The organism is Flavobacterium sp. (genome assembly GCF_044371705.1).
In the GTDB taxonomy this organism is placed as follows: Bacteria; Bacteroidota; Bacteroidia; order Flavobacteriales; family Flavobacteriaceae; genus Flavobacterium.
This window is the reverse complement of the sequence record NZ_JBILTE010000104.1, coordinates 1-9,694: the sequence shown is the minus strand read 5'-3', so window position 1 is coordinate 9,694 and position 9,694 is coordinate 1. Positions and strand designations below refer to the sequence as shown.

Here is a 9,694-nt window from a genome sequence, read left to right as displayed (position 1 = left end):
CTTTTCACTATTTTTATTTTCTGTATTTTTACGAAAATTTCTAACTATGCCAACGGACTGTATCAGCTACCAAGAATCGGGATATTTTACCTCTATCATGGTGGATTACTTAAACCAAAAATCGGATCTGTCAGCGTTGTATAACCGTTTTCCAACGTTGGAAAACTTCAAGTTGCAGTTGGAAGAAAAAGGGAAAAACTTCAATAGCACTGGTGATGGCCAATTGAAGAGAGAACTATTGGTTGCTGTTTTAGAAAAGCACTATGCGTCTATTGAAGCTTCTCAAACTACCTTAAACAACATTAAACTTTTAAACCATTCAAACACCTTTACGGTTACAACCGGACATCAGTTGAATTTGTTTACGGGTCCGCTTTATTTTTTATATAAAATTGTTTCAACAATAAATTTGTGCAAACAATTAAAAAGTAACTATCCGGAGCATAATTTTGTCCCCATTTACTGGATGGCAACCGAAGACCATGACTTTGACGAAATCAATTATTTTTCACTACATGGCAAAAAAATCAGTTGGAATGCAAACGGTTCGGGTCCAGTAGGTCGTTTGTCAACGGAAGGACTTAAAAAAGTTTTCGAAATTTTCGAATTAGAAATCGGTCACGGCAACAATGCAAACTTTTTAAAAGACCTTTTCCAAAAAGCCTATCTCGAACATGCTAATTTAGCCGTTGCCACCCGATTTTTAGCAAACGAACTTTTTAAAAATGAAGGTTTAGTGATTATTGATGCAGATGACCGTGATTTAAAAAAACAATTTATTCCTTTTGTAAAAAAAGAATTAATCGAGCAAGTCTCCTTTAAAAAAGTAACGAAAACCATTGAAAAATTGAAGGATTATGCAGTTCAGGTAAATCCTAGAGAAATCAATTTGTTTTATATTGAAGATGATTTACGGGAACGCATTATTTTTGAAAACGGCAAGTATCAAGTACTGAATACTAAATTGACATTCTCAGAAGATGAATTACTAAAAGAAGTAGAAAATCATCCGGAAAGATTCAGTCCGAATGTTATTTTACGTCCGCTCTACCAAGAAGTTATCTTACCCAATTTATGCTACATTGGTGGCGGTGGCGAATTGGCTTATTGGTTGGAACTAAAGAGCACTTTTGAAGAAAATCAAGTTACTTTTCCTATCCTATTATTGCGAAATTCGGTACTACTTGCTACCGAAAAACAAGAAAAAAGACTAGAAAAATTAAATTTAAATTGGAGTGACCTATTTAAAACGCAACAAGACTTAATCAATCAACAAGTACAGAAAATGTCAGAGTTTACGATTGATCTTTCCACTCAAAAAGAAGCTCTGATAAAACAATTTTAGCACTTACATCAAATTGCTACTCAAACCGATCCTTCTTTTGTTGGAGCCGTAAAAGCTCAGGAAGCTAAACAAATTAAAGGACTAGATAACCTGGAAAAACGATTGCTGAAAGCCGAAAAAAGAGTCCACCAAGAACTATTAAATCGAATTAGTACACTTCAAAACGAATTGTTCCCCAACCAAAGTTTACAGGAACGCAAAGCAAATTTCTCTGCATTTTATGTAGAATTTGGACAGGAGTTGATTGAGAAATTATTGAATGAATTGAAGCCGTTGGAGCAGGAATTTAAGGTGATCGTTTTGTAGAAAAACTTTTGGCTTTCAAACTAAAACCCTACCTTTGCACCCGAATTAAAAAAACAAACAAACAAAATGGCTACAAATAGAACATTTACAATGATTAAACCGGATGCTGTAGAAAACGGACACATCGGTGGGATTTTAAATATGATTACAGAAGGTGGTTTCAAAATCATTTCTTTGAAATTAACACAATTAACCATTGCTGATGCTCAAGCATTTTATGCAGTTCACGCAGCAAGACCATTCTTTGGAGAATTAGTTGAATTCATGACCAGAGGTCCAATCGTTGCAGCTATCTTAGAAAAAGACAATGCAGTAGAAGATTTCAGAACTTTAATCGGAGCTACCAATCCGGCTGATGCTGCTGAAGGAACTATTCGTAAAAAATATGCAACTTCTATTGGAGAAAATGCCGTTCACGGTTCAGATTCTGATGAGAATGCAGCCATTGAAGGTGCTTTTCATTTTGCAGGAAGAGAGATGTTTTAGTGGCAGTTTTCAGTTGCAGTGGCAATTGACAAAATATCAAAAATCCCTTTTTTAATGTAAAAAGGGATTTTTTTTGACTTTCTAAATTACTTATAATTGCAGTATAAACAGAACTGTTACTGAAAACTGAGACTGAAAACTGAGACTGAAAAATACCTCAAAACCAACTCCTTCGGCACATCTTTTATCAATTCGTCAGTAATCATTTAGATTTATTTTGTTTTCCCTAACTCAATTCTTCTCCTACAACTGTAGAAATTATTTAAGTACAAATAAGAAGTAAATTTTACTACATTTATATTTTATAATAATTTAAAATAAACTTTGATAATGAAACAGTTTTTAAGTAATTCCATTCGAGTATGTTTTCTGTTGACACTTCTTGTTTCGTTTATGCCAAGTTCGGTATATAGTCAAAAAAACAAAAAAGCAGCTAATACAACTAGTAAAACGCAAGATGTTGTTTCTGATAGTATTTATAATGGTTTAAAATGGCGAAATATTGGTCCGTTTCGCGGGGGTCGTTCACTAGCAGTTGCTGGTCATGCCGATCAACCGCTCACCTATTACTTTGGAGCGACAGGCGGCGGAGTATGGAAGACCATCGATGGTGGAAACGATTGGAGTCCAATTTCAGATAGTGTCTTTAAATCATCTTCAGTAGGAGCAATAACAGTTGCACCATCTGACCCAAATGTAGTATATGTTGGAATGGGAGAAGCAGATATGCGTTCAAATATCTCGTTTGGGGATGGCATGTACAAATCGGTCAATGGTGGAAAAAGTTGGTTAAAACTAGGTCTCGAAAAAGCAGATGCCATCGCAAATATAGAAGTGCATCCAACTAATTCTGATATCATTTTTGTTTCTGCTATGGGAAATCCATTTCATTCCAATTCAGAACGAGGTGTTTATCGGTCAAAAGATGGCGGTAAAACTTGGCAGTTAGTATTATCAAAAAACGCAGAAACGGGAGCCGTTTGTGTTCGAATAGATCCGAGTAATCCTCGAGTAATTTATGCTACGTTGTGGCAAGCCTACAGAAATGGACATTCTATGTCTTCTGGTGGATTAGGTTCCGGCATGTATAAGTCGGTTGACGGTGGCGATACTTGGCAATGTTTAAATGAAAAACCCGGAATGCCTGTTGGCTTGCTAGGTAAGATGGGAATTGCAGTTTCACCGGTTAATCCAAATAGGTTATATGCCTTGATAGAAAATAATAAAGGAGGTTTGTTTCGATCGAACGATGCAGGAGAACATTGGGAACTAATAAACGAAGATAAAAACTTATGGCAGCGACCCTGGTATTATATGAACTTACAAGCAGATCCAAAAAATGAAAACGGGCTAATCGTTTTAAATGTAGACGCTTGGCAAAGTAACGATGGTGGTAAAGCTTTTAAAAAAATAGAAGTTCGTCATGGCGATACCCACGATGTTTGGATTAATCCTAAAAATCCCAAGAACTTTATTATTGGCGATGATGGTGGTGCCGAAGTTACTTTTAACGGAGGAGATACCTTTTCTGATCTTGACATCCCTACTGCACAATTTTATCATGTTTCTGTTGACAATGATTTTCCTTATAATATTTATGGAGCACAACAAGATAATAGTTCAATAAGAATTGCTTCACGAACCAATGGCTACTCAATAGATAGTAATGCTTGGTACCCTGTTGCTGGAGGTGAAGCAGGCTATATTCAAGCAGATCCAACCAATTCCGATATAACTTATGGCGGAGAATATGATGGGTCATTAACTAAATTCAACAAAAAGACACAACAAAGTCAAGATATTTCTCCTTATCCTGAAACCAATATTGGTGCATCTTCTGCTGCTAAAAAATACCGCTTTCAATGGACTTTCCCTATTGTATTTTCCCCTCAAAATCCAAAGCGAATGTATATAGGGTCACAATATGTGCATGTTACGGAAGATGGTGGACATTCTTTTGATATTATTAGTCCCGATTTAACAAGAAATGATCCAAAAACAACAGGTGAAACAGGTGGACCCATTACAAAAGATCAAACGGGTGCCGAAGTATATGCAACTGTATTTACGATAGCTGAATCGCCATTAGAACAAGGTGTAATCTGGACAGGCTCGGATGATGGTCTAGTTCATATTTCAAAAAACAATGGAAAAAACTGGGATAATGTGTCGATTCCTACATCAATTTTACCGGAATTTTCATTAATAAGCATTATTCACACTTCTGATCATACAAAAGGAAAAGCTTATTTGGCTGCCAATAAATACATGTATGGCGATCGCACGCCGTACTTATTTAAAACAACCGATTATGGAAAAACCTGGAAAAAAATAACCAACGGTATTCCTCAAGACGAATATTGCAGGGTTTTAAGAGAAGACCCAAATAAAGCAGGATTACTTTATGCCGGAACCGAACGCGGCGTTTATGTCTCTTTTAATGATGGAACTTCTTGGCAAAAATTAAATTTAAATTTACCTATCACCCCTATTCGGGACCTACAAATTCAGAAAAGAGAAAATGATTTGGTTGTAGCAACGCATGGAAGATCTTTTTGGATTTTGGACGATATTACTCCTCTCTATGAAATAATGGATAAAAAAGTTACAGGTAAAATTCATTTATTTAAACCACGAGCTACCTATAGAATGAGAGGTGGAACTACTAAAAATACAAATACAGGAACCAATGCAGCTAACGGTGCTATTGTTCGATATGTACTAAAAGAGAAATCAACCCAGGAAATAAAATTAGAATTTTTAGACGATCAAAATAGAAGTATTATTACCTACTCATCCGTAAATAATACAAAAGGAAAACCAATGAAGATTGCTAAAGAATTTCACCAAGATAAAGAAAAAGAGCAACCGGGATACGTTACCAACAAAGCTGGAATGAATGTTTTTGTTTGGAATTTACGCTACCCAAATGTTACCAGTGTAGAAGGAACCAATGTAATGTGGGCCGGATCTGGTGAAGGAGTTAAAGTAGTACCAGGAACCTATAAAGTGCGATTATTAGAAGGCAAAGAAATTGTGGCAGAACAAGAGTTTTTAATTAAGAAAGACCCAAGAGCAATAGCGTCTGATACTGATTTAAAAGAACAGTTTGATCTGCATCAAAAAATAAATAAGAAAGTAGATGAGGCTCATATAGCAATCAATCAAATACGTAATTTACGATCTCAAATAAATGGTTATCTTGAGAACGTAAAAGATTCGACAATGGTTCGTGAAATGAAAAAAATAACAAAACCTATTGTTGATGATTTAGATGATATCGAATCTAAATTAATGCAACCCAAAGCAAAAGCACCTCAAGATGTTTTAGCCTATCCTGTTCAATTAAATGATAAAATGGCGGGATTAGGATCGGTTGTATCATCTGGAGAAACAAAGCCTACCAAAAGCAGCTATCTTGTTTATGAGGATTTAAGTGCTAAAATAGACCAACAAATAGCTCGAGTAAATGAAATTATTACTGTACGAATAATTGAATTTAACGACTATGTAAAGAAAAAAGAAATTCCGGCAATTACTATTAATCCAAAAAAATAAACAGAAAATAAAAAGCAATCTCTAAAAAAGACTGCACACAAAAATTCAAATATATTATTAATTAATTTTAGCAATAATGAGTTCGATTGTTTATCGGACTCATTTTGCTTTTACTAATTATCTTAAAACCAACTCCTTCACCACATCTTTTCTTAATTCGTCGTTAAGCATTGTGATAATTTTTTGTTTTCCATAACTCAATTATTCTCTTAAAACTGACGATGTATAGGTGTTTACGCCATTTCCCATCAGATCTTTCCATGCTTTTTCCACATCAACTTTATCCATACCCGATTGGAGTTTATTGTTTTCAATAAACGCTTTCAGTACTTCGGAAATCGGACTTTCATTGCTTAGACGTTTGGCCATTTTTGCTGAATTTTTTTCAATATTATTTCAAGGAAAAAGGTGTAAATCGTTTGTAGTGGTATTCTAAATTTTGTTTGTTTTTTAAAACTAAAACACTGTCGGTTAATGTAATAATTTCTTCATTCCATTGAGTGTAAGCGGTTTTATATTGAATCATATAACTACCGGAACTATCGCTGATATGTATTTCTTCCGCTTCATTATTAGTTAATAAAGTACCGTCAAATTGGGGTTTCACTTTTTTCCGAAAACCTTTACTTTGGTTCCATTCAAAATAGTCAACTGTTTCATTGACAGTATATTCCTTCTGCTTGCCATCGGCAAATTCAACTTTGTGGATTTCCCAATAACCATTAATTTTTGCTATGGAATCAGACGAGACTTGTTGCTGACAAGAAATAAATACAACCAAAAAAAGAAGGGAATAAGAAAACTGTTTCATCGTTCTAAAAATAAAGTTTAAAATTACAATTATTTTTGATGGAATAAAAAGTAAATTTGATTAAACCTTTTAACTATTTAACAGTCAAAATTCTTATAAAAACCCAAATCATGAGAAAAATTTTTATCCTTTTACTAGTACCGGTTCTGTTTTTAAATTGTTCATCTGATTCAGACTCCACAGTTGATACACCAGCGGAATCAATGTATTTTCCTCCACTAACCGGAACAACCTGGGAAACCAAATCAATCGGTGAGATGGGTTGGAATGAAAATGAAGTACAACCTTTGCTAACATTTTTAGAAGAAAAAAATACCAAAGGTTTTATTATTTTGGTCAATGGCCGCATTGTTATGGAGAATTATTTCAACGGTCACACCGCATCATTGCCATGGTATTGGGCAAGTGCCGGAAAAACATTAACAACCGCAACTATTGGTATAGCTCAGCAAGAAGGATTACTTTCGATAAATGATAAAGTCTCAGATTATTTAGGAACAGGATGGACGTCGGCTCCCTTAGCAAAGGAGAATTTAATTACAAACAAACACCTATTATCAATGACTTCCGGTTTAGATGATGCTGTGGGTAATGGAAATGATCCGATTGACTTGATATACAAAGCCGATGCCGGAACGCGTTGGGCCTACCATAATGTTTTTGAAAAATTACAAGATGTGATTGCCGAAGCATCCAATCAAACATTTGATGCGTATTTTACTTCGAAACTTAAAAGCAAAATTGGCATGACCGGTGGTTGGTTTGAATCAGATGAGTTTAATGTCTATTGGAGCACCACCCGAAGTACCGCTCGTTTTGGTTTATTGTCTTTAAACAAAGGAAAGTGGAACACAGAGGTGATAGTTCCGGAAGATTATATGATGGAAGCTACCTCAACTTCACAATCTTTGAACAATGCGTACGGCTATTTATGGTGGCTGAACGGCAAAGCTAATTATCGTTTACCACAAACACAATTGCTTTTTTCGGGAAGTTTGATTCCGAGTGCTCCCAATGATATGTATTGTGCTCTTGGAAAAAACGACCAGAAAATTTATGTCATTCCCAGTAAAAAAATGGTGGTAGTTCGTTTGGGTGAAGTTGCAGATGGTGAAAACTTTGCATTATCTGATTTTGATGATCAATTATGGCAAAAAATTAATGCTGTAATCAATTAATTAATTCCCATAATTATTTTGCAAATAATAAACCCAATCCACTTCAAAGTAACGCACCGCAATAATTAGCACAACAGCTGCGATTGTTACCACCCATGAATATTTTTTGTAAAGAACTGTAAAGGCAGTCAGTATTCCCATGATGATAAAAGGTAGTGCCAAAATTATATTGGGAATCATCCAGGCACCGCGAACAATTGCAATTGATTTCAACAAAACAAAAAAGAAACAGTAAACAGATACAATTTTAGTTAACGAAACTAAATACCTATTAAAAACAAGCGGCTCTTGATTTTCCATTAATTAAAAAAGGAGTCTACAAACTCATATTTGTTAAACACTTGAAGGTCTTCGATGCCTTCGCCAACTCCGATGTATTTTACCGGAATTTGAAATTGGTCGGAGATTCCAATCACAACACCACCTTTGGCTGTGCCATCCAATTTAGTTACAGCCAAACAAGTTACCTCTGTTGCCGCTGTAAACTCTCTTGCTTGCTCAAAAGCGTTTTGACCTGTTGAGCCGTCCAAAACTAATAAAACATCATGAGGAGCATCGTCTACCACTTTTTGCATTACTCGTTTTACTTTTGTCAACTCATTCATTAAGTTAACTTTATTATGTAAGCGTCCAGCGGTGTCAATAATAACTATGTCAGCATTTTGAGTAATAGCACTTTGCAAGGTATCAAAAGCCACTGAAGCAGGATCACTACCCATTTGTTGTTTAACGATTGGCACACCTACTCGATCGGCCCAAATTTGAAGTTGATCAATTGCGGCAGCTCTAAAAGTATCGGCAGCACCTAAAACCACTTTGTAGCCCACTTTTTTAAATTGAAAGGCCAACTTACCAATGGTTGTTGTTTTTCCTACACCATTTACACCAACAACCATAATTACATAGGGTTTTTTGGTGGATGGAATATCAAATTCAGTTGCTTCCCCTGAATTGGTTTCGGATAATAATCCGGCAATTTCTTCACGAAGTATTTTATTAAGTTCATCGGTTCCTAAATACTTATCTTTTGAAACCCGTTCCTCGATACGATCGATAATTTTTAACGTGGTTTTCACTCCCACATCAGATGCAACCAGAACTTCTTCCAAATTGTCCAACACATCCTCATCAACCGTTGACTTTCCGGCTACTGCTTTTGTAAGCTTCGCAAAAAAGGATGTTTTTGTTTGCTCCAAACCTTTGTCTAAGGTTTCTTTTTTCTCTGATGAAAATATTCGTTTGAAAAAACTCATCGTATCGTATATTAATAAATAATTTAATTAATAGGCAAATATAAAAAATAAAAAAGCTACTCTCAAGGAAAGTAGCTTTTAGTATAATTCGTTTAAGTAAATTATTTCTTAGTTAAGAAAGAATCTACTAGCTCAGGAGCCATTACAGATTCAACAAAAGTATAAGCTCCGGTTTTTGGAGATTTTACCATTTTAATGGCTTTCGTTAATCTTTTTGACGCTGTTTGTAACGTTGCTACGGTTTTCTTTGCCATTTCTTATCTTATTTAATTTCTTTATGAACTGTTACTTTTTTCAAGATAGGATTAAATTTATTAATCTCTAATCTGTCCGGAGTATTTTTTTTGTTTTTAGTAGTGATGTAACGAGATGTTCCTGGTACACCTGAGTTTTTATGCTCTGTACACTCTAAAATAACCTGGATTCTATTTCCTTTCTTTGCCATTGTTCTTTATTTTTTAGAGTTGAATTAAGATATAAAACCTTTAGCCTTAGCGTCTTTCAGTACAGCAGCCAACCCTTTTTTGTTAATCGTTTTAATAGTAGACGCTGCTACTCTTAAAGAAATCCATCTGTCTTCTTCAGCAAGATAGAAACGTTTTTTAACTAAGTTTACAGAAAATTTTCTCTTAGTTTTGTTCATCGCGTGAGAAACATTGTTTCCTACCATCGCTCTTTTACCTGTAAGGTCACAAACTCTTGACATTATGCTTATCTTTTATCGTTATTCAAAATCAGGGTGCAAAGAAACAAAAAA

At 35.0% G+C, this 9,694-nt stretch carries 9 protein-coding genes and 2 pseudogenes; 4 read left to right on the top strand and 7 right to left on the bottom strand.

The window, feature by feature from the left end:
- Positions 1-46 precede the first annotated feature (46 nt).
- The 3 genes and pseudogenes from bshC (at position 47) to ACIQ2S_RS08420 (ending at position 5,695) form a co-directional block, all read left to right on the top strand.
- Positions 47-1,651, top strand: a pseudogene (gene bshC, locus ACIQ2S_RS08430) (bacillithiol biosynthesis cysteine-adding enzyme BshC).
- A gap of 66 nt (positions 1,652-1,717) precedes the next feature.
- Positions 1,718-2,137: a nucleoside-diphosphate kinase gene (locus tag ACIQ2S_RS08425; RefSeq protein WP_396174939.1), complete on the top strand. Its 420-nt coding sequence runs from the start codon at positions 1,718-1,720 to the stop codon at positions 2,135-2,137.
- A 330-nt stretch (positions 2,138-2,467) separates the two neighbouring features.
- On the top strand, positions 2,468-5,695 hold the full coding sequence (locus ACIQ2S_RS08420; protein ID WP_396174937.1) for a glycosyl hydrolase: 3,228 nt from the start codon (positions 2,468-2,470) through the stop codon (positions 5,693-5,695).
- A gap of 117 nt (positions 5,696-5,812) precedes the next feature.
- On the opposite strand, the pseudogene ACIQ2S_RS08415 reads toward ACIQ2S_RS08420, so the two are convergent.
- Positions 5,813-6,064: pseudogene (locus ACIQ2S_RS08415) on the bottom strand (DUF721 domain-containing protein).
- Between the two features lie 22 nt (positions 6,065-6,086).
- Complete coding sequence (locus ACIQ2S_RS08410) at positions 6,087-6,506, bottom strand: hypothetical protein (RefSeq protein ID WP_396174935.1); 420 nt, start codon at positions 6,504-6,506, stop codon at positions 6,087-6,089.
- Positions 6,507-6,616: 110 nt separating this feature from the next.
- Between ACIQ2S_RS08410 and ACIQ2S_RS08405 the strand changes: the two genes are divergently transcribed.
- Positions 6,617-7,684, top strand: coding sequence for a serine hydrolase domain-containing protein (locus ACIQ2S_RS08405; RefSeq protein ID WP_396174933.1), 1,068 nt, complete (start codon positions 6,617-6,619; stop codon positions 7,682-7,684).
- Here ACIQ2S_RS08405 and ACIQ2S_RS08400 read toward each other — a convergent pair whose 3' ends face one another.
- The 5 genes from ACIQ2S_RS08400 to rpmB form a co-directional block, all read right to left on the bottom strand.
- Positions 7,685-7,984, bottom strand: a complete 300-nt coding sequence (locus ACIQ2S_RS08400) for a hypothetical protein (protein ID WP_396174930.1) — start codon at positions 7,982-7,984, stop codon at positions 7,685-7,687. It abuts the gene before it with no gap.
- Entirely contained in the window at positions 7,984-8,937 is a 954-nt protein-coding gene (ftsY, locus tag ACIQ2S_RS08395; protein WP_396174928.1) for a signal recognition particle-docking protein FtsY, read from the bottom strand. Before ftsY ends, ACIQ2S_RS08400 begins: the two co-directional genes overlap by 1 nt.
- A 101-nt stretch (positions 8,938-9,038) precedes the next feature.
- A complete protein-coding gene (locus tag ACIQ2S_RS08390; protein ID WP_290861547.1) occupies positions 9,039-9,191 on the bottom strand; it encodes a DUF4295 domain-containing protein in 153 nt (50 codons plus the stop codon).
- Positions 9,192-9,199: 8 nt separating this feature from the next.
- Positions 9,200-9,382: a 50S ribosomal protein L33 gene (gene rpmG / locus ACIQ2S_RS08385; RefSeq protein WP_396174926.1), complete on the bottom strand. Its 183-nt coding sequence runs from the start codon at positions 9,380-9,382 to the stop codon at positions 9,200-9,202.
- Positions 9,383-9,406: 24 nt separating this feature from the next.
- Positions 9,407-9,643 (bottom strand): 50S ribosomal protein L28, encoded by a 237-nt coding sequence (gene rpmB, locus ACIQ2S_RS08380; protein ID WP_112087259.1) that lies wholly within the window; start codon positions 9,641-9,643, stop codon positions 9,407-9,409.
- Positions 9,644-9,694: the final 51 nt, after the last annotated feature.

Excerpts from the sequence above, each read along its gene's own strand:
- ACIQ2S_RS08425 (WP_396174939.1), top strand. The coding sequence starts at position 1,718 with ATGGCTACAAATAGAACATTTACAATGATTAAACCGGATGCTGTAGAA.
- ACIQ2S_RS08420 (WP_396174937.1), top strand. The coding sequence starts at position 2,468 with ATGAAACAGTTTTTAAGTAATTCCATTCGAGTATGTTTTCTGTTGACA.
- ACIQ2S_RS08410 (WP_396174935.1), bottom strand. The coding sequence starts at position 6,506 with ATGAAACAGTTTTCTTATTCCCTTCTTTTTTTGGTTGTATTTATTTCT.
- ACIQ2S_RS08405 (WP_396174933.1), top strand. The coding sequence starts at position 6,617 with ATGAGAAAAATTTTTATCCTTTTACTAGTACCGGTTCTGTTTTTAAAT.
- ACIQ2S_RS08400 (WP_396174930.1), bottom strand. The coding sequence starts at position 7,984 with ATGGAAAATCAAGAGCCGCTTGTTTTTAATAGGTATTTAGTTTCGTTA.
- ftsY (WP_396174928.1), bottom strand. The coding sequence starts at position 8,937 with ATGAGTTTTTTCAAACGAATATTTTCATCAGAGAAAAAAGAAACCTTA.
- ACIQ2S_RS08390 (WP_290861547.1), bottom strand. The coding sequence starts at position 9,191 with ATGGCAAAGAAAACCGTAGCAACGTTACAAACAGCGTCAAAAAGATTA.
- rpmG (WP_396174926.1), bottom strand. The coding sequence starts at position 9,382 with ATGGCAAAGAAAGGAAATAGAATCCAGGTTATTTTAGAGTGTACAGAG.
- rpmB (WP_112087259.1), bottom strand. The coding sequence starts at position 9,643 with ATGTCAAGAGTTTGTGACCTTACAGGTAAAAGAGCGATGGTAGGAAAC.